This window comes from Sporosarcina sp. P33 (assembly GCF_002077155.1).
Lineage (GTDB): Bacteria > Bacillota > Bacilli > Bacillales_A > Planococcaceae > Sporosarcina.
Genome location: NZ_CP015027.1, coordinates 296,444 through 322,088 on the forward strand (window position 1 = coordinate 296,444; position 25,645 = coordinate 322,088).

Sequence of the window (25,645 nt, forward strand, 5' to 3'; positions counted from 1 at the left end):
CCTCCTTACTCCGCTTTCTCTGTGCCTGTCATTTTATTGATAGTTGTCGGATCATATTTGGAAGCGGGCGGCGGCGCATCCACTTTCGGCGCCTCATCCTGCAAATTGACCAGATCCGGACGGTAGTACGCGTTGAATGAAATGACAACGCGCATCTCGCCAACATCGGATTCCTCTTCCGTTTTCTCCGCTGTGGCTTCAAATTGAATCGTCTCGACATTCATAATCCGGATCATCTCTTCAATCTCATAGATGAACGTTTCGACTTGCCGGTACGTGTCCGCAGCCAACGTTACTTCCATTAAGACGGTTTCAAGATTTTGCACCGTTTCAGGCAATAACTCCGCAGTAAATGGCTCTTTGGAAAATTTAATGTCCTCTATACGGCTGTTCGACTTCACTTCCGCTTTTTCCAAACGGATCAGCAGCGCGTCTTCAAGCGGGATGACCGGCACGACCTTTTGAAGCGGTGCGGATGTCGTTGTTTCATTCGGATCTTTATTGGCCAGTTGCTTTTGCAGTGAATACAAAATCTCCCGGTCAGACGCCAACTGAGCCGTAGCCCGGTCACGGCTTTCTTTCGCCGGCCAATAGACAGCAGTCACTGTATAGAACACAATCGCCGCAAGGAAAATAGAAGCCAGCACGACCAAACCGATTTCCATCTGGCGCTTCGTCAGATACTTACTCATTCGCGCCGCCCCCTTCCGTATTCACATCTGCAGAAGGCTGAGGCTCGTCCGCGGCAGGCTGCTCCTGCGGCTCATCAATCGCATCCGGATCCACCGTCGCGTCAGAACCCGGCAGCGCACGATCATCTTTAAATTGAATAAAATACACGGCGAGGTATCTTGGCAGTACATTTTCCCGTTCTTCAACTTCCAGCTTTTCCGTTTCAATCCCTTCAAATGTCGCATCAATTACTAAAGGAGAAGCCTTCACCCGCGTTAAATAAAGCGCCGGCTCCATCAGGTCATCAAACTGCACTTTCAGCGTCATTTCATTCGGCGCTGTAAAAGTCAGCTCCTGGAAGAATCCTCTGTCAGGCAATGCGGTTACTAAATCTTCTATAAGAGGATGTGTTTTATATTGATGTCCTTTTAAAAAATCTACCGTCGCTGAAAGCTGTTCTTTTTCCTGACCGAAAGCTGACAAGCGCAGCTGCGAAGTAATATGTTCTTGCTGCTTCTGCACTTCAAAAGAAGATTGCTGCAAAGTTGCCGCTTCGTCGTCATAACTTTTTGCCATCCAATACAACAGCGCCCAGCTGATGATCGCAAGCAACAGAAGAGCGACAGCAATCCAAAGAAAAACGGTGCGTTCCCGAATTTTCTCAGGAAGCAGGTTTATATCCACTAACATACGCGTATTACACCTCTTCCTTCAGTGCGAGACCGATGACCCGGTGAAAATCCGCAGAAATCGCAGTCCCGTCGACACAGGAGATCGGCTGTTTCACTAAAGGAAATGCTTCAATCGCCAAACGCTCCCTCACCATCTGCAGCAGCTCGTCCTGCCGGGAGTATGTACCGTTCCACAACAAATGCGTAATAGCAGAATCATTCTCCGCCAGATTAAACCGATAGAAATTCGCCAGTTTCTCAAGCTCTATCACAATGGTATTCGGCTCGATCTGCTGCTTAAGCTCCTCGCCTGTCGTCATACTGAGCGGCACTTCCAGTTCCATCGAGCGAATAAATAATGGATAATGGCTATTAAAAATAGACACCGTCAAACTGCGGCCGCGCAAATCGGCAAGAAGAATATGTTCCGTCCCTTCAAACGCATGCTGGTGATGCGCCAGACGATACAATGACAGCGGCGCAATATCTGCAACAACGGGCACCAGCTTCACTGACTCCAGCACTTCTTCGTAGGTCTGCATAATACTCTCTTTGGAAGCAATCAAAATCGCTTCATTTTCTGCCTGATTCGCAGTATACGGCACTACATCAAACACCGGATCATCAAACGGCAAATAAATCGTCGAACCAATCTCTATGAAAAAATGACCTTTCAGTTCTTCATCCTCCACCGTTTCAGGATATGCAACCCGGCGGATGATGACATATGTATCGGGCGCAAGGAACGCCACGTCGCGCTTAGCCAATCCCCAATCCTTCACTGCTTCGTTCAGCAGTTCCTTCAATGCATCTTCTTCAGCAATCCGCCCTTCTGTGATAACGAAAGGCGGAAGCAACAGCTCCCTCGCCGTTTCCAGGACAAGCGGATCACGGGACTTAATGCGCACATAACGGACCGCATCATCATCCAGCGTCAAAGAATGCGTGCGCTTCTTTCGGCTGAATAATGAAGCCGGCATGGAAGGCATAGAAATCTTAGGCAGCGGGGTTTTTAATTTATCAAAAATCGACATACAGCGAACTCCTTCCGGACAAGCAAAAGCAAGGATGGTAGTGATGTTTTTCTTGCTTATTGGTTATGGTTTAGTATAGCAAATGTAGTGGTAGAAGGGAAGATTGGTAGAGGAACCATAAGATGATATTCTTAACGATATCAACTCATTGAAGTCCATGGCAAGTCAACGCATGATTACGTTTCATCCTTTAAACTAACCGCTACTATTTTTTATAGTTATTTTACAGCAATTTTTATCATTTTTTACGAAGGGCATTGATTAAGAACGTAAAATGAAAAGTTTTTTGATACGAAAATTTCTAGTACTTATAGGGACGTAAGGTACCTTAATGGCTACGGTAATTCTGAGCATCATTATGATTGCTAGAAATTAAATCGGCTTCATTCTCCTATCACTAAATAAAATCATTTTGAAAGAACACTATTTTGATATTACAATAGTAATATTAAAGAAAAATAAAGATTGAATTTTACTATTAAAAAAGAGACTCTGTAGAGGTAGTCTCTGCAGAGTCTTTATATTAGAAATTCCTATGTCCATAATTCAGTGTATAAAGTTATCGGGTAACTATTACCTTGCCGGTAGTAGCTTTAACGTCAGCTTCTGTGATATCTTTCGAGGTTGCGCCTCCAAATGATACACTCACACCTTTAGTAACCGCTTTTCCTGTGATTGTATTTCCTCCATCAACTTTCGTAACTGTTGCAGCGGTTGCGCCTGTAGCTGCAAAGCCACCAGCATCTTCAAGGAAACCATTGTCAATTAGATCTTTCTGTGTTACTGACGCTCCACCTTTTTCAGTGAAGTACATCTGTGCAGCAGACAATACATTCTGTCCATCAGCCTTCAAAGCATTTACCTTAGAGTTCGCAATAATATTCCCAATAGCCGGTACCGCGATCGCAGCAATAATACCCAAAATAACGATAACTGCCAGTAATTCGACAAGTGTTAATCCCTTGTCATTTAATTTCTTTTGTAGAAACTTTTTCATGTAATTTCCTCCTCGTTTTTTCTTACTCTATGAATATAGTATAACAGGTTCATTAGGAAAATAACACTAGTTTAATTGAATTTAATTGAATTTCGCAAGAAGAAATGTTATTTCTGTTACAAACTATCTATCTGTTCAAACATGCTAAACATTGGCATCATAATTGCCAAAACTATAGTCCCGACTATCGCTGCGAGAAAAACTATCATTAAAGGCTCTATCAGCGCCTTTAAGCGATCTGTCGCTGCCTCTACTTCCTTTTCATAAAAATCGGCGACTTTTGAAAGCATAGAGTCTAAAGATCCAGTTTCCTCACCAATCGCAATCATATGTGGTATTAAAGGCGGGAATGCCCAATGGTTCATCATCGGCTCTGTCAGTGATCCGCCCCGCTCCATTGATTGCCTGGATTCGCCGATCACCTTCGATATAACCTTATTATCTACCACTCTCTCGGTCATCGCGAGAGACTGCAAAATAGGCACGGAACTGGAAAACATGGAACTGAGAGTACGTGTCATCATTGCTAGTGATGACTTCTGAACAATGTTCCCGAAAATTGGTATTCTAAGTAATATAGAATCCAGCACATATTTCCCTTGCGGATTATTACGCACAAGCATAATGCCGATTACGATGGCCGCCACAATCAAAACTAAGATATACCAATAGCTCTGCATGAAATCACTGGCTTTCAGTACAAACAGTGTCAGCCATGGCAGTTCTCCCCCTATACTGTCAAACATCTCTACGAACATCGGGACGACGAATGATAGAAGAAAAATCACGACGCCGATTGCTACAATACCCACGACAATCGGATACGATAATGCTGAAATCACTTTTTGTCTGGAACGATATGCTTTTTCAAAATGATCGGCCAGTTGATCAAGTGACTCGTCCACTGTTCCCGAGACTTCCCCCGCACTGATCATATTCAAAATCAGCGGCTCGAAAATCTTTGGATGCTTAGCTAGGGCGACAGACAAAGGGGTACCAGTACGTAAATCTTCCTGTATAGAAGTTAATATTTTCCTGAATGCAGCCTGTTCCACTTGCATCGATAGAATTCTGACTGCATCAACAATCGTCACACCTGCTTGAAGCAACGTCGAAAACTGGCGCAGGAACATAATCAGCTGATCCCGTTTAACCGGGCTGCCAATCGTAATATCCTTCGTAAGTACGGTTTCTTTCTGCTCCACCAGACTGACTACCCGAATCCCTTGATTTTTCAGCTTGATTGCTGCATCTCGTTTATTCGTTGCTGTCACAATCCCTTTCCGAATCGACTTCGCATCTCGCCCTTCATAAGTAAAACGCGGCAAAATTAATCATCCCCTTGCAAAAACGGCAGTGCAGCTTCATATGAAATAATCCGTTGTTCCATCAAACTTTTCACGGAATTGTCCATCATGTGCATTCCCTGTGCACGGCTTGTCTGAATCACGTTTGGAATTTGATGCACTTTCTCAGAACGGATTAAATTCGACACTGCCGCATTATTAATCATTATTTCAGTAGCCGCACGGCGTCCTGTTCCATCCATTGTCTTAAATAAACGCTGAGACACGACCGCTGTCAAAACTCCCGACAGCTGGACACGGATCTGTGACTGCTGGCCGTGCGGGAATACGTCTATAATTCTATCTATCGTCGAAGCGGCACTCCATGTGTGCAATGTCGCAAGCACTAAGTGTCCCGTTTCCGCTGCGGTGATCGCTGTTGAAATCGTCTCCAAATCCCGCATTTCCCCGACGAGAATTACGTCTGGATCCTGACGAAGCGCCGCACGCAGCCCATCCGCGAACGACAGTGTATCAAACCCGACTTCACGCTGATCGATAATCGAAGAGCCATGGCCATGCATATATTCAATCGGATCTTCAAGCGTAATAATATGCTTCCGCATCGTTTCATTCATATAACGGATCATTGCCGCAAGGGTCGTCGATTTCCCTGAACCGGTGGGACCCGTCACCAGAATCAGCCCTTGCGCGGTATCAGATAAATTCTTCAGCGTCCCCGGCATATTCAAATCATCAATCGTTGGAATCTTTGTAGGAATGGTCCGGAATGCCAATGAAATCGAACCGCGCTGCTGGAATGCGTTGACACGGAAACGGGAAACACCCGCAATCTCGTAGGAGTAGTCAATTTGTCCGGCTTCTTTAAATGACGGTATCATCTTTTCGGGAATCGTCAGATAGGCAATTTTTTCTGTATCTTCCGCTGTTAACGGTGTTTCTCCAAAACGCTTCAAGTCGCCGTGTACCCGAAATATCGGAGGCACACCAACAGTTAAGTGGATGTCAGATGCCTTGATTTTAAAAGCCTCGGTCAGTAATTGGTCAATTCTTTCAGTCACTTCATACACACTCCTAATCTATCAGCGCAACCCGCAGCACTTCTTCAGTGGTCGTGATGCCCTGATTCACTTTATCCAGCCCGTCATCTATTAAGAAAATGGTTTTGCTTTTCTCGGCAATATCGCGGAACACAGTCGGAGCTGCATTGTTGTTGATTGCATCACGCATTGCCGCGTTAATAATCAATACTTCATGAATCGCAATCCGTCCGCGATAGCCCGTCATATTGCAAGCGGCGCAACCGGATCCTCGATGAACCCTGTCGACCGTCTTCCCGCGCTTCGCAAAAATCTCTTTTTCCCGTTCAGTTGCCGGCTGGCTCGTACCACAGTCGCGGCACACCCGTCGAATCAATCGCTGTGCCACAACGGCATTTAATGAAGCCGTCAAAAGAAACGGCTCCACCCCCATGTCCAGCAACCGGGAAATCGACGCGACGGAATCATTCGTATGGATGGTGCTCAATACTAAGTGACCTGTCAATGAAGCCCGAATTGCTATTTCCACTGTTTCTCTGTCCCGGATTTCCCCGACCATGACGACGTCCGGATCCTGACGCAAAATAGACCTGAGACCTGTCGCAAAAGTCAGCCCGACATTAGAATTTACTTGAATTTGATTAATGCCTTCTAATTGATATTCCACCGGATCTTCAATCGTAATAATATTCACTTCTTCACTGTTCAGTCGATTCAACGCGGCATACAGCGTCGATGACTTACCGGAACCCGTCGGACCTGAGATCAAAATAATGCCATTTGGCTTTTCGATTTCTCCTAAGAAACGCTCCAGATTAACAGGGCCGAAACCAAGCTTAGCCAAATCGTTTAACGAGCTGCTCAAATCCAAAATACGCATAACAATCTTCTCACCGAAAACTGTCGGCAAAGTGGATAAACGTAAATCAATCGGACGGAAATCAATCATTACTTTAATTCGGCCGTCCTGGGGTGTACGTGATTCGGTAATATTTAAATTTCCCATAATTTTTATCCGCGCAAGAAGCATGGACTGCATATGTTTCGGCAAAACTCGTTCAGTTTGTAATTTCCCGTCCACCCGGAAACGGATTACCACCTGATGCTCTTGGGGATCAATATGAATATCACTGGCTTTCATTGAAACTGCGCTGGAAATAATTTGGTTTACAAGCCGCACAACAGGTGAATCATTATCCACTATATCGTCTTGCTGTTCGGTTTGCGGTTCAGGCTCTTCGAACAATAAATCATCAAATACTTCGTCATCATAATATCTTGTGATAGTCCGTATAATATCGTCTTTCGATGCGATGGCTGTTTCAATATGGAACCCTGTCGACAACCGTAAATCTTCAATTGTGTTATAATCCATCGGGTCCGCCATGGCGACGAATAATTTATCGCCGTCTTTCTTCAGCGGTACGATCATTTTTTGTTTGGCCAATCCTTTTGGCACCACGTTGAACAGTTTCGGATCAAACGGATATCTGAATAAATTGACGTGAGGGATTCCGAGCTGGAACTCCAATACTTCTATCAATTGCTGCTCTGTAATATAACCGCGCTGCAATAACGCATCACCGAGACGCTGATCTCTCGGCTTTTCTTTAAGAGTGCCCATCAGCTGCTCATCTGTCAGCAATCCGGATTCTATTAATAAATCCCCAAGACGTTTTCTGCTTGTCGCCATTTGAATCCCCCTCTATCAGTCAATCGGATTACCATCCTTGTCGACCCTTATCTTGTTGCCGCCTTTATCATAATCATATCTCACATCATCTTTTCCAGAGGTGCTATTCCCATTTGATGACCCGCTATTATCAGATCCGTTTCCAGAAGATGCGCCTGGGCCTTTACTGCCGTCAGAACCTGAATCACTTCCAGTACCCGAATTACTATCGGAGGAATTTCCTGATGAATTATTTGATGATCCATTAGAAGCATTATCCGTTATGGAAGAGTTTCCGTTTGAATTACTACCTGATGAATTTCCATCCGTACTGCCGGACTTTGAATGATTGTCGAGATCACTGCCAGGTGTTTCAGCTGGCTTTTTCAAACTGTGCCGTTCAATAATTGGACGCGGAGCATAAAAGTCTACCGACACGTCTTCCACTTCTTCTAACGAACCGTTTAGCATGACGTTTCGTTTAACCGTCACTTCCATCCCTTTCTTTCCTTTGTCCACCACTTCTGTCGCACCCGCCGGAATGAACGCACTGTAGCGCATCACCGTTTTCGGATCATATTTTTTTATACTTTCCACTACTGTATCGTAACGATGGACGAACGGCAGTCCCTCGACGGACAACTTCAACCGGGAGCCTGTCCATGCTGTGCGGATAGTGAAAACTGTTTGATTAGGGTTAGAAAACACAAAATCCAAATCCAGTTTCCGATTGATCGCCGCTTCAAATCCAGGTGCCACGCCTATCGGCAATTCGGTAGAAACATTGCGTTCATCGATGACCCAGTTCGTTTGCAATGCAGCATTATAGAGCAGCGAAGCCATAATGGTCATTTGCAAATCGGCAGCGGCGGCAGACTCTTTCCCTTCCAGAAATTCACGGAATGAAAACGTAGAATTCGGCTGGATTTCCAGCCCATCCAAGTCATTCATCAATAAACGAAGACCTTTTGCTAATTCGTCTGCTTTATATTCAGCAGAAGCAATCACTTCAGACTGCTCATACAATTCAGGAACAAAATTCGCAATATACACTTGCTGCGGCATAATTCCGTTCCGCAGCTGAACTTCTATTTGAGAAGCAATCGTATTGACGTCCTCTTCAGTAAAAGACAGTGAATTAAAATTCTGCTTCATAACCGTACGCAGCGCTTCTCTTGAGACATGCGCAATGAGCGGATTGTCCTTCCCAGACTCTGACTGGCTCAGTGTGGCATCAGGATCAAATGAAATCGCTTCAGACGGCACAGATACTTGATGATCCTGCACGATCAGCTGCACATCCAGATTCTGCTCGAGTCCTGCGAAATCACCAACCAGCTTTTCTTTTGCATTCTTGCGATTATGCTTTGATATATTAAACGGCCCGGCATACGTATGCTTGCCGAATTTCTTGAAATTCGAGAAGAAGCCGTCACCCGCGTATGCCTGCTGGGCGAAGATGACGGAAATGACTAGGAGCAGAGCACCTAGGGAGAGGGTGATTTTGTATAGTTTTGGTTTCATATTATGTCCCCTGACTTTAATTAATTATATATGACACTGATTTCAGGAGGATCCCAAATAGGTTGATCGGGAATGCCGGAACTATCGTTTGGATTGCCGCTTCCATCTCCAATACAGTTATCGTATAAAGATTGTGGATTCTTTTGAAATGCTGCTTCTTTCATCGGAATTAGGTTCGGGTATTTACCTAAAACATTCTTTGGCTCAGCTTTTTCTTCTATGAAATATATTTTACTATTTGAATCTAACGTTCCTATGTTGATTTTATTAAAATTAATCTTTCCGCCCACACAAACTTTGGAACTGTTTTTAATATCCAAAGACTTTTCAACAATCAAATCACCTTTTACAACTAAGTTAGAATTTTGTATAGAACCCGCCTTCTCCATCTTGAGTTTATTACCAACTGTCATGTGTGACTTATTAGTAAGCGTAAATTTTTCTCCAGAATAGCTATCCCCAACAAATATCTTCATATTTTTAAATTCAATATTTTTCCCTTCTATATTATTTTCCGAATAAAGTATGGAGTTGGAATAACCTGAGCTGGCATTCTTAAATTCAATGTTTCCAGTAGAATATAAATTTGCTTGATTTGCACCGTTTAAATTTTTGATTTCAATCTTTCCATCAGTATACATTGTGATATTATTCATACTATTCATATTAGGTAATTCGATGTTTCCTTTTGCGTATATTTGGGTGTTCTTAAAGTCTATCCCCATATTTCCATTTCCTTTTGTAAAACCTTCAGGAAAATAAACTATTGAATTTACTGCACTAAAGTGAGAGTCTTTAGATTTATTTCCAATACATTTTTCATTGTTCGGCTTATCGCTGCATGGCTTTGTTTGTTTATTGTTTTCTATCATACTTTTAATATTCACAACTGGAATTGTGAACGGATTCTCCGCATTACCCGGACTATCTAATACTTCGTCCGCAACTAATAACGGGAAGTCAAATATAAGTTCAAAATCTAGTTCTTTTTTCCGTTTGCTTTCTCTTCCATATTCTCCTTGCACTTTTCCTTTTACTACTAAACCAACATCTCGGTTATTCAAGTCTTTAATTCTCGAATAGTTTACGGGCTCCAGAATTTTATAATGTAAAGAATCTGTTGTGTCCGGTCTTGTTTTTTCCAAATTATTAAAATGAAGATTAATTAGTGCATCGACCATTTGATTTTGCCGATCTTTTGCTGCTTGTTTAAGTTCTTCATCCTTTTTCAAAGTTGTTATGTTCTTCTTATTAATAATTATTTTATCGCTTTCATATGCTAACTTTTTGTCATACCAAATTTTATCTCTTTCCGCTCTAAATTTATTAATGTATAGCCACTTATAATAATCCACGCCCATTTCAGCCGCAGTATATGCTAGATTATTTTCATCTACTATGCGCTCTTGCTTAGCATTGCTAATAGAACCCCTCATGAAAACAACACTTACAGTCATAATGAATATGATGACAAGCAAGACAACTACCAATGCATAACCTTTATCATTTTTATGTAATTGCACACGATCACAACCTTTCATCAAGGTGACTGCTTATATCTAGACAATTGCAACGGTATAGACACTTTCAAATTATTATTATTTGGATCAACAACCCAAAATCTTGAAATTTCCAAGTTCTCTTTCTTTGCATTCACATAAAACCTTTCTTCTTCATCTCCCTCTTTTTTTTGGTCAGTATAATATTCAAAATCCGTTCCAATAGTATACTTCTCCGTGAGTATGCCTGACTTTTGGCAATTCTGAATGCTCACTTCGCTGGGCATTACAACAAATTCATAATAGGTACATTTACGGTGTAAACGCTGTGCTTCTGTCGCTATATAATTAGCTTCTTGCTGCAGACGTAATTTTGTCATTTCAGTTGTATTCAATCGTGTACTTATCGATAGCGTTGTCCAAATAATTATAGAAACTAAAGAGACTAGTAATAATGCAGCCAATAATTCAACAAGAGACACCCCTTGTTGATTCTTCGTGACCGTCCACTTTCTATTCATATAGTTCCTTCCTCCATATATCCGAACGTCTCACTAATCTCTCTGCCGTTCTCATAAATAGAAATTTGGAAGCGATAAAGTTTAACGGATGATTCCACAAAAGGTTTTAAATCTGAATGTACACGGTATTTCACTTGATACTCATATTTAGGTTCATCTTGACGTGTATACTGATAAATAATAAATCCAGGAGAAGAGGCCGCGTCTTTTTTCAGCACTGTAATTCCTGTAGTACCTTCTAAAGGCAACGGATTATCCTTCCAAAAACTCAATTCCTTTTTAGCCAAATTTATAGTTTCAAGTTTCGATTCTGTGCGAGCATTAAATACCCCCATTTGAGAGAAAATCGTCATGAAACTAACGAAAACAATCCCCAAAATCGTCAAGGCAGCAAGTATCTCAACCAATGTGAAGCCTTTTTCATTTTTCCGCCTCATGACGACACCCCTTCCTGCTAACATTTATCATCACATTCTACTACTGCCAGTGAAACTAAATACCCGAACACAATTATATCAATCTATAAAACTCATTCTATTAAGTCTATTGTCTCATTAAACTGCTCAATAAGTAAAGGGAGCCGACGACGACTTTTATGTCTTTTTTCGAAATTTTTACATCTTCATCGTCAAATGCAATCACACGGCTGCCCTCTATAGGACAAACCGCCTGTAAATCCACTGCTTTCGCCGCCTGGGGATGCGGGAAATCGATGAACGTAAAACTGTTGGCGATCTGCGCCAAGATTTTCAGTGTTTCAGCGTAATCTTTTGTATTCAGCATCCCGACAAACCAGTCCACCTTCTGCCCCGGAAACTGTTCTTCTATCGTACGCACTAACATGCGTGCCGCAGCTGGATTATGTGCGCCGTCAATATACACATTGTCATTGATTTTCTGGAACCTAAACGGCAGCTGGACGTTTGCGATGGCTTCAGCGACTTTTTCCTGCCGCAGCGGTACACCTGCCTGAAGCAATGCCTCCAGTGCTACAGCGTGATTAATTGCCTGATGCGGTCCTTTCATGTTTCTGGCAGGAATTTTAAAAGTGGACATGCCGGTGAATGTTTCGATTTCGTCTGACTTCATCGCGAAATCTTCTCCATATGCCCGCACCATGCTCTTAACAGATGCCGCTTCAGACAGAACGGCTTCTTTTGCTTCTTCCGGCAATTTTCCTATGACGACCGGTTTATACGGTTTAATGATGCCTGCTTTATGTAAAGCGATTTCCCTCAAAGTGCCGCCAAGAAATCCGGTGTGATCCAGGGCGATTGAAGTAATGACCGAAACAAGCGGCGTCACGACATTTGTGCTGTCAAATCTGCCGCCCATGCCTGTTTCGAGCAGCACATAATCAGGGGCAGCATTGCGGAATGCCAAAAACGCCGCCACTGTCAGTAATTCAAAGTCTGTCAGCATGCCGCTCAGTCCCGCAGCGTCCATTTCCTCAAAGACGTATGCCAATTCTTCCGGCGTGATCGGCTGTCCATTGATTCGGATCTGGTCGTGTATATCGAGGATGGCGGGCGAAGAAAATACGCCCGTTTCAAATCCATGCGCCCGCAATACAGCCTCCATCACTGCAATAGTCGAACCTTTGCCGTTCGTTCCCGCCACGTGGATGATGCGCAAGTCCTGTTCAGGATTCAGCACACACGCAAGTGCCTCTTGTACCGCATCAAGTCCGGGTTTAATCTCATCGTCACTCATTATGTCAAATTGTTTTTTATATTCATCAAGTTTTGGAATCAAAGGAATTCCTCCTGTGCTAAAATTAAGATATAGGTCTAGTATAGCAAAGGTGGGATCGGGATTGAGAAATTGTTGGGTAATATATAATGGCAGTCTGACGAGCGATAAGTTTGCCGATCAGGCGCGGCTCATACAGGAAGCAGCAGAACGGGCAGGAATTCAAGCGACTCTGTTAAAAAACTACGAAGTGCATATGAATCTCCAAAAACCAATCGAGAATACACCTGATTTTGTCGTCTTCCTCGATAAAGACACGCTGCTTGCGCAGTATATAAAACAGGCGGGCATCCCTGTTTTCAATGATCCGGAAGTAATCGAAACATGCGACAATAAAGCGAAGCAGTATTTGGAGCTTGCGAAGCATGGTGTCGCGATGCCAAAAACAATTATTGCGCCGAAAGTGTATCCGAACTTCACGATTGCTGACAGCGGTTATTATGAACAAGTGCTCGAAACACTCGGATTACCGCTGATTATTAAAGAAGGTCACGGTTCATTTGGCATGAAAGTATATTTGATTGAGACGAAAGAAGCGTTTCGTGAAAAAGTGGACGAACTGCGCGGAGTCGATTATGTTTTTCAGGAGTTCATCGAGACGAGCAGAGGACGGGATGTGCGCGTCAATATTGTCGGTGATCAAATTATTGCTGCAATGTACCGCCATTCTGAGACGGACTTCCGTGCCAATATTACAAACGGCGGTGTTGCGGAAGTCGTGGAGCTGACTGAACAACAGAAATTTCTATCGCTCGAAGCAGCCAAAGCAGTCGGTGCAGAATTCGCAGGTGTGGATTTATTATTCGGTCCGAATGAACAGCCGCTCGTCTGTGAAGTAAACGGCGCAGCGCATATACGCAACCTTTTAAACGTCACGGGCATCAATGTGGCTGATGCGATGATTTCGTACATACTGGAGAAGCTGAAATGAAAGGCATCGTTTATTACAGCGAACAGGAAGCAAAGCGAAATTCCGCGTTCATCGAGGAATTAGTAAAAGAATCAGCTTCACTTGGCATTGAATTAAAACTGCTGACTGAAACACCTGCGGAACCGGCCGATTTCATTCTATTCCGTGACCGCGATCCCCGGCTGTCTTTGGCATTGGAACGAGCGGGCTATCGTCTGTTCAACCGGGCACGTGTGCAAGAGATCGCAAATGATAAATTGCGCACATTCGAGCTTGCTGCATTACTTGGTATACCGGCCGTCCCTACTTTTCGTGCGGATCAGCTTCCTCCTTTGCCTTGCGTAATGAAAACACGCGCAGGTCACGGCGGCAGTGAAGTTTTTCTTTGCGAAACCGCACAGCAGGCAGAAGACGTTCTAGCACGGTACCCTACCGAAGAATTGATTGCGCAGCCGTTCATTGAATCCAGCGCAACAGACATCAGGGTTTTCATGCTCGGCAATGAGGTTCTCGGTGCGGTAAAACGAAAAGGTGCCAAAGATTCTTTCAAATCCAACTACACGCTCGGCGGCACAGTGGAAAAGTATACGCTGAACGAGACTGAAACCAAACAAGTCCAAACGATTTCCCGGGCAATTTCCAGTGACTATATCGGCATTGATTTCATCATTCCGAACACTGGCGGCTGGCTGCTGAATGAAATTGAAGATCCAGTCGGTGCGCGGTCGCTGTATGTTACACACGACTTTTCAGTTGCCGGGAAACTGCTCGAATATGTAAAAAACCAGCTAGAGAAGTGACAGGATGCAAATTAATTTTGGAAGATATTTTGAGTAAAATAAACGAGACTGCCGCCGGACATCATAAGAAATGATGTTCAGTGACGGTCTTGTTTATTATTTTGCGGATGTATTTCATAGAATCCGTGAAGTAAACAGCAGGAATATATATACTTTCCTGCATCTCCACGGAGCGTTTGTTGAAACGTTTACTGTATACCCCTATGATCAATATAGAGCAGGAGGGAAAACGGATGGATACGAGTAAAGTTGGAGAGCTAATTTACAGCTTGCGCAAAGAAAAAGGACTTACGCAGAAACAGCTGGCAGACCAATTGCATATATCAGATCGGACGATTTCAAAGTGGGAGCGCGGATATGGCTGTCCTGATGTCACATTGCTCCCCAGTCTATCTGAGCTGTTAGGCGTCAATATAGAAAATATTTTGGACGGTGAATTACTGTCCAATGAATTCATAGGAGGAAATATGAAAAAATCAAAGTACTTTGTCTGTCCGACATGCAATAACATCGTCATGGCAACGGGCGACATCACCTTATCCTGCTGCGGCAGAAAACTGGAAGCTTTAGAAGCGAAGAAAGCTGCTGCTGAAGAAAAGCTGTCTATTGAAGAAATAGATAACGAGCGTTATATTTCCAGCAGCCATCCGATGACAAAAGATCATTATATCTCCTTTATCGCATTCGCCACCGGTGATCAGGTGCAAATTATAAAACAATATCCTGAATGGAGTTTCCAGACACGTATTCCAAACCGGAAACACGGCACACTGTTATGGTACGATACACAAGCGGGATTATATTATCAGTATATCTAATCCTTTTCACACGAAAAAAGCACTTCAATCAGGAAGTGCTTCCGTCTGAGATACCCATTCAGCTATTTTGTAAGAAATGCAATGTTTTATTGAATGCTCTTCCAGCCAGTTCCTCATTATAAGCCGATGAATAGGGATCGCTGAATCCGTGCCGGCCGTCACATATATGCACATCTGCATTTGACTGGCTTAATTTCGGTGCCAGCTCATACACATTAAATGACTTCTCCGTTTTTGCGAAATATAGTAACACGGGGCATGCAGGTCTGATGCCGGTATATTCCCGAATTCGGGAACCGTAATATCCAACAACCCCATCCACACACTCCTCTTCGCTGCAAAGCCAGGCAATTGTTGCCCCTACACTGAAGCCCAAGATAAATATTTTCGTGTACTTATGCTGAATATCAGCTAACAGCTCCCGAACTTTATGTAATCCGTCGGTAATACCTGCGTGCTCCATAAAATTTTGATAAGCCTCTTTCTCCTGTGCGTAATCATATACCATTCCCCGCCCTAATAAATCAGGACAAATCACATCAAATTGATAAGAAGAAAGTATTTCGCACACGCCTTTTATATGCTGATTAACCCCGTATATTTCATGAAGAACGATGACACACGTCTCAGATTTATTGTCCAGTACAAGCATGCTGATTTCCCTCTCACTAGATTTCTAGGTTTACTTATAAATATTTTCATTCTCAGAAAACGGTTGGTTAAATTGAATGAAACCATAATGTGAATCACAAACAAAAAATATATTTTCAACCTATATCATCTTCTTTAGTAATACCTTTTGTTTACTGACTTCATTCGTTCTACCATAACTTTGATACGCAAAATAGCCAGCTAATAAACCCACGGCTGCTCCTATGCTGATGGAAGACAGTATAGGAAACGGGAAAATTATGCTAAGCACTAAGCTGGCAGCACTTCCGAAAATCATTCCTAAAGGGATTAAACTATCCAATAACACCTGGGCGTTTTGCGAACTCTTCTTTGCAAAAACTCCTGCTTTATTTTTTCGATCCAATCTTTTAATTACAAATATAATAATCCCCCCGACTAGTATCAAAGGAAACACAATCTGTACAATATCCATATATACCCCCATATTATACATTCCTCCTGACAAAAACACTAATAATAATATTATGTAAACTACATTATTTCTCAAGTTCGGAAAGATCCAGAAAACCGTGAAATAGAAAAATGTAACCTACTGATGAGAAATTATAATTCAGCTAATTATAAAAAAGATGACTCCGATTGAATATCGAAGTCATGTAAGAATTTCACAATTAGAAGCGGCTCATTTATTAAACTAGCCAAATACCTGATGCAGTAGGGAACCAATTATTTTATATCTAAAAACATTATCAGATAATTGTTTCTAACCTTATTTGGTCGCTTCATTTCTTGTGTTCATACTGATAATTCCTTAATTCACGTTTTAGGACTTTTCCAGATGCCGTACGTGGCAGCGAGGTAATAATTTCAATTTCCTTGATTTTTTGGAACCTTGCTAACTTATTATTAAAGTATTGCATCAGTTCATCTTTAGATACACTTTGTTCTTGATGCAAAACAATAAACGCTTTAACAGCTTCTCCCCATTTTTGATCAGGAATACCTACAACTGCCGTTTCGAATACACTGTGATGGGATTGAATCACTTGCTCAATATCTTTAGAATATATATTGATACCACCACTAATAATCATATCTTTTTTCCGATCTAGTAAATAATAATATCCTTCTTCATCCATTTTACCCATATCACCAGTACAAAACCAGCCTCCAGGTAAATATGATTTAGCAGTTTCCTCGGGTTGATTATAATACCCATCGAACAATAAAGGACCGCGAACCACAAATTCCCCATCTTCGCCTATATCAACTTCTTTTCCCTGTTCATTTAGAAGACGAACTTCCATATAATTTACTTGTTGTCCAATGCTCCCAGTTTTATTAACAACATTTTCGGGATGCATTATAATATATGAAGCAGTTTCAGTTGATCCAAAGAATTCAAAAAGTTTACAATTAAATCTTGCAATAATTTCATTTTTGAGCTCCTTAGATAATGGTGCACCAGAACTGCTTAACTGTCTTAAAGAAGATAAATCAAATTTATCAAAGCTAGGTTCTTGTAATAGAGTATTATATTGAGTAGGTACGAAGAAGGCTTGCGATACACCATGTTCCTCTATTAATTCCAAGGCCTTAATGGTATTGAACTCTTTTGTAATCACAATTTTCGATCCCATCATACCAGGCCAAAGACAAAAACTAAATCCAATCGAATAATACATCGGGACGGTGATTAATACCACATCGTTATTACTGACAGATCTCTCAATATAGGTTCGTAATTGACGGTATACTTGTGTTCCATGCGATATTTTACTCCCCTTAGGGCTAGAAGTTGTTCCTGACGAAAATAATATTGCAAATAAGTCTTCTGATGCTACTTCTACCTTTGGATCTTCGGGGGACCCGCTTTCAACCAAATCCTCATAATTTATACACAGACTATTAGCTTCAGATTCAATAACTATAATGGATTTATTATTAATAACTTCTAATTTGTCGGCTATTTCTTCAAGTTTCGGATACTCTCTCTGATTAATAAAAATATACTTAGCGTCAGACTTATTGATAAGTTCTGCAAGATTCTCTCTATCCAACATATAGTTTAATGGCACTAAGACCGCGCCAGCGCTGGAAATCGCATAAAATATCTCAACCATTTCAATACAATTTCGCATATACAAGGCAATATGATCACCTTTTTTTATTCCTAAATCAATTAAAGAATTAGCTAATGCATTTACTCGAAGATTTAGTTCCTTGAAAGTAAGAGATTGATTTTCACAAACAACTGCTACATCATTAGCCCTGTTCTTAGCAAAAACCTTCAATCCAGAATGCACTGTTCCTATTGACTTATCCATATTATTCTACTCCCTTATTGGTATAAAGTTTTTTTACTTTGATCAGCAAACTAAACTAAAATTACAAATAAATAAAACCTATCCAATCTAGTTCATACTAGATAACGACACTTAGCTGATAAAAAGCGCTGGTTAATGAAGTCTGTCATACACATGACAGATTTTTGCGATTTTCTGCTTACACTTTTCATTTTTAAGCAGGGATATTGATTCACACACTATCTATCGAGATCAAGTTAGAACGTGAAATCGTCGCATATCGGAGTAATAAGTAGTCATCTCATAGCGCTACAAATACATAAACTAGCATTTAAGGTTAATATGATGGAATTTAAATATACCCAAGAATAAATACTCCGATTACTAATTTATGATTTTGCAGTTAAAGAGTATAAAGCTTGCTCATATTCCTTTTTTAATTCTTCTACTACATGAGAAATTGGCTCAATACTTTTTATTGATCCGACCCCTTGGCCTGCCCCCCAAATATTCTTCCAGGCCTTAGCTTCAGTTGTGCGCTTTTTAACGTTATAAACTTTTTGGCCTTCAAGATTATCCGGATCAAGTCCTGCATTCCGTATACTCGGAACCAGGTAATTACCTTTTACTCCAGTAATTGCGTCCGTATAAATAATATCTGTAACCGTAGATTGAACAAGCATTTCCTGATATTCTTCAGATGCTAAGGTTTCCTTAGTAGCTATAAAGCGCGTGCCCATATAAACGAAATCCGCCCCAAGCACCTTTGCGGCAAGGATATCTCGGCCTCTGGATACACAACCAGCCAGTATAGTTATTCCATCCCAGAACTCCTTTATCTCTGCAACGAATGCAAGCGGGTTAATTGTCCCGCCGTGTCCACCAGCTCCATTGGATACTAGTATTAAACCATCTACTCCCGACTTAGCAGCCTTTTTTGCATGTTCTATTGAAATAACGTCAGAAAATACAAGCCCCCCATATTCCTGTACAACATTCACTACTGGCGCTGGATTTCCTAGCGATGTAATAACAATTGGAGGTTTATATTTCTTAATTATCTCCAAATCACCTTCAAAACGTTTGTTTGTCTTATGAACGATTAGATTAACACCCCATGGAGCACATTTCCTTTTTGGATCATCTTGTTCTATTTCTTTCAAATCATTGATAATTGTCTTTAGCCATTGCTCTAAATCCTCTTCCGTACGAGCATTTAATAATGGAAAAGTACCAATTACTCCAGATTTACAAGCTTCAACAACCATCCTAGGACTTGATACGAGGAACATCGGAGAGACAATAACAGGTAAGACTGTTTGTTCGAGTAATTCTTTACGACTTACTTTTTCCAATCTATTTCACCCTTTCTCTATATGCACATTTCTGTAAAAAAACATTTTTAACTACTAGTAAGTAGATTCAGTGAAGTTTGCATACTGCATGGCGATGAAACAGGCATGCGTGCCGAGATGGAAACACGATAGTTATTTAATGTAACTAACCAAAATAGCCCATTAATTAGCTTCATGATAATTTTGGAAATGGGGTGTGTTAATACATCTTGTTTGGCAAATACATAACTATTTCAGGAAACAAGTAAAGTATTATGATTAATAGTAGTATGGGAATCATAAATACGACTGCACCTTTAAAAATATCCTCTAAAGTTAACTCTGATGCTGCTCCTCTTAATACGAAACAGTTCATTCCAACCGGCGGTGAGATCATAGCCAACTCGATAACTAGAACAATAATAACCCCGAACCATATCAAATCTAGTCCCATCATATGTATAATGGGTAAGACTATAGGCATTGTAACTACAACCATTGCAAGTGCATCCATTACCGCCCCAAGTAAGAGATACATTATGATAATAATCGCAAAGATCATGTAGTTAGGAAGAGAGAGCCCATTAAGGAACTCTGATAAAAGAAGTGGAACCTTTGTGATTATTAAAAAGTAATTCAAAATAAATGCCATAATAATAATCGCAAATAAAAACCCTGTAGTTCTTAATGTGCCACGCATCGCTCCAATAAATGACTTGAATGTAAGCTTTCCTCTAAATAATGCAAGTAATAGTGTAGTAAAAGCCCCGAAACCTGCTGCTTCTGTAGGGCTAAAAATCCCTAAATACATTCCACCTATCACTATTACAAATAACAATACAATCCAAATTGTTGATTTCAATGAAACAAATCGCTCTTTCCAAGATATTTTCATTTTGAAATTAGGAGCATAATTTGGCTTAATTAATACAACTATATAAATAGTAATAAAATATAGTACCATTAATACTATTCCAGGAATAATACCTGCAATCAGCAACTTACCAATAGATTGCTCAGTCATCATCCCGTAAATGATGAATAACGTACTTGGTGGAATTAAGACTCCTAAAGTCCCCCCCGCAACAATTGAACCTGCAGTAAGCGTTTTATTATAACCAGCATCTAACATTTCTTTGGATGCTATGACTCCCATCGTCGCGGTATTTGCAAGACTTGAGCCGGATGCTGCAGCAAATAATGCAGAAGAGCCGACGGTCGCCATGCCTAAACCTCCACGAATACGGCCTAGCCACACTTTAAATGTCGCAAATAAATCTGTACTTATCCCTGCAACAAATAATAACTCACCCATGAGAACGAACATAGGCAGCGTACTAAGACTATAATTAAAGGTATGACCCCAAACAATGCTTTCAACGACTGTCGTAAATGTATTCCAATCCTTCAAATAGAGAATTCCTAAAAATGCTGGAATCACCATTGATATAGCGATTGGAACTCTTAAAAACATTAACAGAAACATTAAAACTATTCCTAGTATACCAATTAATTCAGATGACATTTTTAATCACTTCTCTTTCCCTTTATGACTTAATTGGAATATATCATTTATTGAGTTGAAGAATTTCAAAAGTGCTTCCAACCCCCAAGCTATAAAGGCTATAGATATAAATAGATCAAATGGATAGTATGGTATATCAAATAGATCCGTAGTTACTTTTATATGATTTTTATGTTCAAGAAAAATGCCAATAAATATATATCCAATAATAAAAGTAATTACTACTTTTAACAGGGCAGAAATAGAGTCCATTACCTTTTGTGCTTTGGGAGAAAATTTGTCAACAATCAACCCTATAGAAATATGACCATCTATACGCTGGGTGTATGCAATACTGCCCATTATAAGAATAACCATTCCCAATTGAACTATTTCTACATCACCGATTATTGGGAAGAAAATCATTCTGCTAATTACCGCTATAGTGATAAAGAACATTAACAATGCCATTACTATTAAAGCAATCCATTCCATAATGCGGGTTAAATTTTGTATTATCTTTGATAACAAATCGCAAAACCTCACTATCATGTAAAATGCATTCCGATATTATTAGATAATAATGGGAATGGTTTAATAATCACTGATCGAGTGCTTAGCTTTAATTGTGCAAACTGGTGATTTAGCGTTCTTCCCTTAATAATTTGCGTTTTAATTACTTAAAGGCAATAAATATATCTACTCATTTAAACCTATATTTCAACAGCCTAATTCACTTATAGCTACCTCACGATGATAAGTAGGTGAACCAAGGTGATTTTCTAGAGAGAGTGCTCTTTTAAGATACAAGTGGCAATCAAATTCCCATGTATAACCCATTCCGCCATGAACTTGAATATTATTTTCAGCTGATTTAATATAACTTTCATTTATAAATGCGCGTGCGAGAGAAATAGACTCTACCAAGTCATCAGATTTTTCTTCTAGTGCCCAAGCAGCATAAAATGATAGTGAACGAGCATTTTCAAGTTTTAACTTCATGTCAACTATTTTGTGTTTTACCGCCTGGAATCTTCCTATCGGCTGTCCGAATTGTACTCGTGTTTTTGCATATTCTGTGGACATTTCAACAATCCGTTCCATTCCTCCAACCATTATTGAACATAATGCCGTATTTAGATTATTAAAACCGAACTGTAATACTTCCCAACCTTTATTTTCAGGCCCTAGTAGTTGCTCATTCGATATATGCACATCTTCAAACATAACCTTCATCAATTTTCTTGTCTGATCAATATTACTTAGCTTTTCAAATTTCAAATTAACTTGACAAGTATCTATCAATAATAAAGAGATACCATCCATAGAGTTTTTCCCATCTGTACGTACAGGGACAATTATGGTTTCTGCAATATCTGCATGAGGAACAAGAGTCTTACTTCCTTGCAAAACATATTCATTGTTCTCCATCTTTGCTGGCAGTTGAATACTTTTAGCTGAAAATCTACCATCTGATTCATACAATGCAAGTGTAAACTTTCTTTTACCGGCGGCTATCTCTGGTAAGTATCTAGATTTCTGAGTTTCAGACCCATACTTCATTAATAAAGGGACTGCAAATGCTACAGTTTCAGGATAAAGTCCCGGTATTACTGAACGTCCCATCTCCTCTAAGATGGGGACGAGAGTTGAGGAACCTAATTCTAATCCTCCATAGATTTCGGGGATTGTAATTCCCATATAACCAAGATCCACCAAGCCACTCCAAAGTTCCTCTAGTATTTGTTCATTTCCTTCTGAATAATCGCGTGCTAATGATGTATCACCCTTAGACGTTAAAAATCGTCGTGTTGAAGTTTGAAACATCTTTTGCTCTTCATTCAATGAAAAATCCATTTTATCCACCTCCAGGTTTTTACAAGATCAATATTTTATATCTTTCGGCAGGCCCAGAATACGTTCTGCGATTACGTTTTTTTGTATTTCAGAGGATCCGCCAGCTATCCTCGATCCAAGGGATTGAAGGTAATCATCTTGCCAATCTTGCTTCATCGCAATATCTTCTAACCAGAGAGTGCTAAGCGGGCCTTGCATTGACAATGCGAACCCATACATTTCTTTGAGTAGTTCACTGGACAGTAACTTATCAACCGAGCCTGTAGGACCAGGCTTTCCTGCCCTAATAGTTTCTGTTAAATTCCTATAGTAAGTAAGCAAAACAGCCTTTGCTCTAATTTTGAAATTAATTAATTTATTCCTAACTATTGGATTTGATATTAATGGATATCCATCCTCTTTTTCTTTTTTTGATATTTCAATTAGCTCATCCATTACTTTTTGTATTCTAAATACCTTTCTGGCTACCCCAACGCGCTCATGACTTAGCAACGCCAAAGAAACGGACCAACCATTATTTACTTCTCCAACAATGTCGATATCGTAAGCAACAGCATCATTAAAAAAAAGTTCATTGAAAGCCGGGCGATCATTTATAGAGCGAATCGGTTTAACTTCTACACCTTTTTGATGCATATTTACAATAAAGGCAGTAATGCCATAATGTTTTTTGTCTGAAGTGTCTGTTCTCGCAAGGAGAAAACAGTAGTCTGAGTACTGAGCAAAACTAGTCCACACTTTTTGGCCATTGATAATCCATTTATCACCTTTTTTAACTGCCCTTGTTTGAAGAGCTGCTAAATCCGAACCAGCATTTGGCTCAGAATACCCTTGGCACCATATTTCTTTATTGGATAAAATCTTATTTACGTATCTTTGTTTTTGGTACTCCGTTCCCATTTGCAATAATGTAGGGCCAACCATCGCAAGGCCCACTAGGTTTATTATGGGCGGAGCTTTTACCCGCGCCATTTCTTGTTCATAAATTACCTCTTCCAATAAAGTAGCCCCTTTCCCGCCATATTCAGCAGGCCAAGAGATTCCTGACCATCCTCCTTCAAATAGTTTACTTTGCCATTCTCTCAAAAATGCAATTCTGCTGCTTTCATCATTAGGAATTTTAAACTCACCTTCCAACCATCCATCTGGTAAGTTTTCTTCCAACCATGATCTAAGTTCAGTACGAAAGGCTTCCTCTTCAACCGTATATGAGAAATCCATCATATTCATCTCCTTGTAAAATTTACTTTATAAAAATATTTATAAATAAAATAAAGTGCAAAGTATTAAACTGTGACTTTACACTTTACTTTTAGATATAAGCGAATCTGTAATTAAAATAATAAACAATTATCTAGTTGATATACGAGTGCCGCCATGAACTATAATTACCCTAGTCCAAAAAATGTTTTACAAGTAAACATAAATCATGGCAATTTCAGGAAGGTATATTAATATGGAACCGGATACCCTTCTTCTTCTAACATACTAGTAAAATCTTTTACCATTTCTTCACCGGGATAACCCTTTTTATTCGCCTCTTCTATCCAAGCATCCCATGCAACTTTTCCTGCCTCTTTATATTTTTTCATATCTTTTTCTGAAGGAATAGTAATTTCACCACGCTTTGAAACGTCTTTTTCTAATGATTCGTATGCTGCTTCGTACTCCGTCTCGTAAGTATGTTTAACTAACTCACTAAGCTTCGGATTTAACTCCTCTTCAAATAATTTTTGCAAATCCTCGGGGAGACTGTCAAAAAAATCTTTATTCATAACTTGAACTGTTGGAGTTACCGAAGAATTAAGAACTAAGATATGCGGTCCTGGCTCAAAGAACTTCATACCAACAGACCCGATAAAAGTATACAATGCACTATCAACTGTATGTTTCTGAAGTGCTTCATAGGTTTCTGCTACAGGTAAGTTAACGGGAACCGCCCCTAATTCCTTTATAAAATCTACTTCATTTTTACTACTAACACGTATTTTCATTTTTTCTAAATCTTTATAGGAATTAATTGGCTTAGCCGAAAACAATGAATATGGATCTGTCGCTGTAGGACCACCCATTATAACGAAATCCTTTACTTCTTTATTTACATACTTCTCACCAAACTTTTCCAACACTTTAGCGGCTTCTTTTGATCCTTCAAAAGCAAAAGGTAAATTCCCAATTGTATACGGAAAAAGCTCGGTATCATTGGAGTAAGTAGTTACAACCATTCCAACGTCATAAAGGCCGCCTTTAACATCTTGATATACTGTAGTCGCCGCTCCCAATGCTGCACCATGACTAATATTAACCTTTACTCGACCTTCTGTTTTTTCTTCAACTATTTTCTTCCAAGGTTCATAGACATTATAAGCTAGGTGATGTGTAGATGAAGCCCAGTTATTAAGCTCTAGTTCAAAAACTTTTTTTGAATCTTCATCCCCTTTGGCAGCGTTTCCATTTTCCGTGCAACCATATAAAATTCCGACCAGTAGAACAAACATAAAGCCTAAATACATTTTTCTTGTAATCTTCATCTTTTCTCCCCCTTTGTTATCCTTAATGTGTATTCCGAATCAATATCTCACTATAAATTCATTGGGAATTCAATCCAAATTCTTAAGAAATTATGTGTTTGTTATAAAATTCCCTATTACAACTTTATTGCTACTTCGGCAATTTAAAAGCGATTATTACGTAGTTTTCTACAGATATTGCTAAAACTTAACGCTCTTCCAAGTAATCCGTTGTTAAACTAGGCAATCATTCAACAGCAACCATCGCATCATCTACAGACTCT

Annotated in this window: 24 protein-coding genes; 3 read left to right on the forward strand and 21 right to left on the reverse strand. The window is 40.2% G+C overall.

The window, feature by feature from the left end; translation table 11 throughout:
• Positions 1-5: 5 nt before the first annotated feature.
• The 12 genes from SporoP33_RS01465 to SporoP33_RS01520 form a co-directional block, all read right to left on the reverse strand.
• Entirely contained in the window at positions 6-692 is a 687-nt protein-coding gene (locus SporoP33_RS01465) for a hypothetical protein (RefSeq protein WP_081242098.1), read from the reverse strand.
• Complete coding sequence (locus tag SporoP33_RS01470) at positions 685-1,362, reverse strand: hypothetical protein (RefSeq protein ID WP_081242099.1); 678 nt, start codon at positions 1,360-1,362, stop codon at positions 685-687. The genes SporoP33_RS01465 and SporoP33_RS01470 overlap by 8 nt, the downstream gene beginning before the upstream one ends.
• Before the next feature lie 7 nt (positions 1,363-1,369).
• Entirely contained in the window at positions 1,370-2,377 is a 1,008-nt protein-coding gene (pilM, locus tag SporoP33_RS01475; RefSeq protein WP_081242100.1) for a type IV pilus biogenesis protein PilM, read from the reverse strand.
• 559 nt (positions 2,378-2,936) lie between these two features.
• On the reverse strand, positions 2,937-3,374 hold the full coding sequence (locus tag SporoP33_RS01480; RefSeq protein WP_081242101.1) for a prepilin-type N-terminal cleavage/methylation domain-containing protein: 438 nt from the start codon (positions 3,372-3,374) through the stop codon (positions 2,937-2,939).
• A 116-nt stretch (positions 3,375-3,490) separates the two neighbouring features.
• Positions 3,491-4,702: a type II secretion system F family protein gene (locus SporoP33_RS01485; RefSeq protein WP_081242102.1), complete on the reverse strand. Its 1,212-nt coding sequence runs from the start codon at positions 4,700-4,702 to the stop codon at positions 3,491-3,493.
• A 2-nt stretch (positions 4,703-4,704) separates the two neighbouring features.
• Positions 4,705-5,742 carry a type IV pilus twitching motility protein PilT gene (locus SporoP33_RS01490; RefSeq protein WP_081242103.1) on the reverse strand — a complete coding sequence of 346 codons (1,038 nt, stop codon included), beginning with the start codon at positions 5,740-5,742 and terminating at the stop codon, positions 4,705-4,707.
• Between the two features lie 13 nt (positions 5,743-5,755).
• The gene (locus SporoP33_RS01495) at positions 5,756-7,414 is read right to left on the reverse strand and encodes a GspE/PulE family protein (RefSeq protein ID WP_081242104.1); all 1,659 of its coding nucleotides are present in this window, start codon (positions 7,412-7,414) and stop codon (positions 5,756-5,758) included.
• A 15-nt stretch (positions 7,415-7,429) separates the two neighbouring features.
• The gene (locus tag SporoP33_RS01500) at positions 7,430-8,917 is read right to left on the reverse strand and encodes a VanW family protein (RefSeq protein WP_081242105.1); all 1,488 of its coding nucleotides are present in this window, start codon (positions 8,915-8,917) and stop codon (positions 7,430-7,432) included.
• Between the two features lie 20 nt (positions 8,918-8,937).
• On the reverse strand, positions 8,938-10,458 hold the full coding sequence (locus SporoP33_RS01505; RefSeq protein WP_081242106.1) for a pilus assembly PilX family protein: 1,521 nt from the start codon (positions 10,456-10,458) through the stop codon (positions 8,938-8,940).
• Positions 10,458-10,937 carry a prepilin-type N-terminal cleavage/methylation domain-containing protein gene (locus SporoP33_RS01510; RefSeq protein WP_081242107.1) on the reverse strand — a complete coding sequence of 160 codons (480 nt, stop codon included), beginning with the start codon at positions 10,935-10,937 and terminating at the stop codon, positions 10,458-10,460. Before SporoP33_RS01510 ends, SporoP33_RS01505 begins: the two co-directional genes overlap by 1 nt.
• Positions 10,934-11,374, reverse strand: a complete 441-nt coding sequence (locus SporoP33_RS01515) for a type IV pilus modification PilV family protein (RefSeq protein ID WP_155961294.1) — start codon at positions 11,372-11,374, stop codon at positions 10,934-10,936. The genes SporoP33_RS01510 and SporoP33_RS01515 overlap by 4 nt, the downstream gene beginning before the upstream one ends.
• Positions 11,375-11,480: 106 nt before the next feature.
• Entirely contained in the window at positions 11,481-12,692 is a 1,212-nt protein-coding gene (locus SporoP33_RS01520; protein ID WP_081242109.1) for a bifunctional folylpolyglutamate synthase/dihydrofolate synthase, read from the reverse strand.
• A 61-nt stretch (positions 12,693-12,753) separates the two neighbouring features.
• On the opposite strand from SporoP33_RS01520, the gene SporoP33_RS01525 reads away from it, so the two are divergent.
• The 3 genes from SporoP33_RS01525 to SporoP33_RS01535 all read left to right on the forward strand — a co-directional run bounded on the left by SporoP33_RS01525 (position 12,754) and on the right by SporoP33_RS01535 (position 15,217).
• Positions 12,754-13,620, forward strand: a complete 867-nt coding sequence (locus tag SporoP33_RS01525; RefSeq protein WP_081242110.1) for an ATP-grasp domain-containing protein — start codon at positions 12,754-12,756, stop codon at positions 13,618-13,620.
• Positions 13,617-14,399, forward strand: coding sequence for an ATP-grasp domain-containing protein (locus SporoP33_RS01530; protein WP_081242111.1), 783 nt, complete (start codon positions 13,617-13,619; stop codon positions 14,397-14,399). Before SporoP33_RS01525 ends, SporoP33_RS01530 begins: the two co-directional genes overlap by 4 nt.
• 233 nt (positions 14,400-14,632) lie before the next feature.
• A complete protein-coding gene (locus tag SporoP33_RS01535) occupies positions 14,633-15,217 on the forward strand; it encodes a helix-turn-helix domain-containing protein (protein WP_081242112.1) in 585 nt (194 codons plus the stop codon).
• A gap of 58 nt (positions 15,218-15,275) precedes the next feature.
• On the opposite strand, the gene SporoP33_RS01540 is transcribed toward SporoP33_RS01535, so the two are convergent.
• The 9 genes from SporoP33_RS01540 to dctP form a co-directional block, all read right to left on the reverse strand.
• Positions 15,276-15,869 carry a dienelactone hydrolase family protein gene (locus SporoP33_RS01540; RefSeq protein WP_081242113.1) on the reverse strand — a complete coding sequence of 198 codons (594 nt, stop codon included), beginning with the start codon at positions 15,867-15,869 and terminating at the stop codon, positions 15,276-15,278.
• A gap of 120 nt (positions 15,870-15,989) precedes the next feature.
• Complete coding sequence (locus tag SporoP33_RS01545) at positions 15,990-16,334, reverse strand: hypothetical protein (RefSeq protein ID WP_231293279.1); 345 nt, start codon at positions 16,332-16,334, stop codon at positions 15,990-15,992.
• Positions 16,335-16,632: 298 nt separating this feature from the next.
• Positions 16,633-18,177: a class I adenylate-forming enzyme family protein gene (locus SporoP33_RS01550; RefSeq protein ID WP_081242114.1), complete on the reverse strand. Its 1,545-nt coding sequence runs from the start codon at positions 18,175-18,177 to the stop codon at positions 16,633-16,635.
• 368 nt (positions 18,178-18,545) lie between these two features.
• Complete coding sequence (locus SporoP33_RS01555; protein ID WP_231293280.1) at positions 18,546-19,511, reverse strand: NAD(P)H-dependent flavin oxidoreductase; 966 nt, start codon at positions 19,509-19,511, stop codon at positions 18,546-18,548.
• 199 nt (positions 19,512-19,710) lie between these two features.
• Positions 19,711-21,015: a TRAP transporter large permease gene (locus tag SporoP33_RS01560; RefSeq protein ID WP_081242115.1), complete on the reverse strand. Its 1,305-nt coding sequence runs from the start codon at positions 21,013-21,015 to the stop codon at positions 19,711-19,713.
• A 6-nt stretch (positions 21,016-21,021) separates the two neighbouring features.
• Positions 21,022-21,525, reverse strand: a complete 504-nt coding sequence (locus tag SporoP33_RS01565) for a TRAP transporter small permease (RefSeq protein ID WP_231293281.1) — start codon at positions 21,523-21,525, stop codon at positions 21,022-21,024.
• A gap of 189 nt (positions 21,526-21,714) precedes the next feature.
• Positions 21,715-22,851, reverse strand: a complete 1,137-nt coding sequence (locus SporoP33_RS01570; RefSeq protein WP_081242117.1) for an acyl-CoA dehydrogenase family protein — start codon at positions 22,849-22,851, stop codon at positions 21,715-21,717.
• Positions 22,852-22,878: 27 nt separating this feature from the next.
• A complete protein-coding gene (locus SporoP33_RS01575; protein WP_081242118.1) occupies positions 22,879-24,072 on the reverse strand; it encodes an acyl-CoA dehydrogenase family protein in 1,194 nt (397 codons plus the stop codon).
• A 230-nt stretch (positions 24,073-24,302) separates the two neighbouring features.
• Entirely contained in the window at positions 24,303-25,382 is a 1,080-nt protein-coding gene (gene dctP, locus SporoP33_RS01580) for a TRAP transporter substrate-binding protein DctP (protein ID WP_081242119.1), read from the reverse strand.
• Positions 25,383-25,645: the final 263 nt, after the last annotated feature.

Coding starts and splice junctions, on each gene's coding strand:
- SporoP33_RS01465 (WP_081242098.1), bottom strand. CDS start 692: ATGAGTAAGTATCTGACGAAGCGCCAGATGGAAATCGGTTTGGTCGTG.
- SporoP33_RS01470 (WP_081242099.1), bottom strand. CDS start 1,362: ATGTTAGTGGATATAAACCTGCTTCCTGAGAAAATTCGGGAACGCACC.
- pilM (WP_081242100.1), bottom strand. CDS start 2,377: ATGTCGATTTTTGATAAATTAAAAACCCCGCTGCCTAAGATTTCTATG.
- SporoP33_RS01480 (WP_081242101.1), bottom strand. CDS start 3,374: ATGAAAAAGTTTCTACAAAAGAAATTAAATGACAAGGGATTAACACTT.
- SporoP33_RS01495 (WP_081242104.1), bottom strand. CDS start 7,414: ATGGCGACAAGCAGAAAACGTCTTGGGGATTTATTAATAGAATCCGGA.
- SporoP33_RS01500 (WP_081242105.1), bottom strand. CDS start 8,917: ATGAAACCAAAACTATACAAAATCACCCTCTCCCTAGGTGCTCTGCTC.
- SporoP33_RS01505 (WP_081242106.1), bottom strand. CDS start 10,458: ATGAAAGGTTGTGATCGTGTGCAATTACATAAAAATGATAAAGGTTAT.
- SporoP33_RS01510 (WP_081242107.1), bottom strand. CDS start 10,937: ATGAATAGAAAGTGGACGGTCACGAAGAATCAACAAGGGGTGTCTCTT.
- SporoP33_RS01515 (WP_155961294.1), bottom strand. CDS start 11,374: ATGAGGCGGAAAAATGAAAAAGGCTTCACATTGGTTGAGATACTTGCT.
- SporoP33_RS01530 (WP_081242111.1), top strand. CDS start 13,617: ATGAAAGGCATCGTTTATTACAGCGAACAGGAAGCAAAGCGAAATTCC.
- SporoP33_RS01535 (WP_081242112.1), top strand. CDS start 14,633: ATGGATACGAGTAAAGTTGGAGAGCTAATTTACAGCTTGCGCAAAGAA.
- SporoP33_RS01540 (WP_081242113.1), bottom strand. CDS start 15,869: ATGCTTGTACTGGACAATAAATCTGAGACGTGTGTCATCGTTCTTCAT.
- SporoP33_RS01545 (WP_231293279.1), bottom strand. CDS start 16,334: ATGGGGGTATATATGGATATTGTACAGATTGTGTTTCCTTTGATACTA.
- SporoP33_RS01550 (WP_081242114.1), bottom strand. CDS start 18,177: ATGGATAAGTCAATAGGAACAGTGCATTCTGGATTGAAGGTTTTTGCT.
- SporoP33_RS01560 (WP_081242115.1), bottom strand. CDS start 21,015: ATGTCATCTGAATTAATTGGTATACTAGGAATAGTTTTAATGTTTCTG.
- SporoP33_RS01570 (WP_081242117.1), bottom strand. CDS start 22,851: ATGGATTTTTCATTGAATGAAGAGCAAAAGATGTTTCAAACTTCAACA.
- SporoP33_RS01575 (WP_081242118.1), bottom strand. CDS start 24,072: ATGGATTTCTCATATACGGTTGAAGAGGAAGCCTTTCGTACTGAACTT.
- dctP (WP_081242119.1), bottom strand. CDS start 25,382: ATGAAGATTACAAGAAAAATGTATTTAGGCTTTATGTTTGTTCTACTG.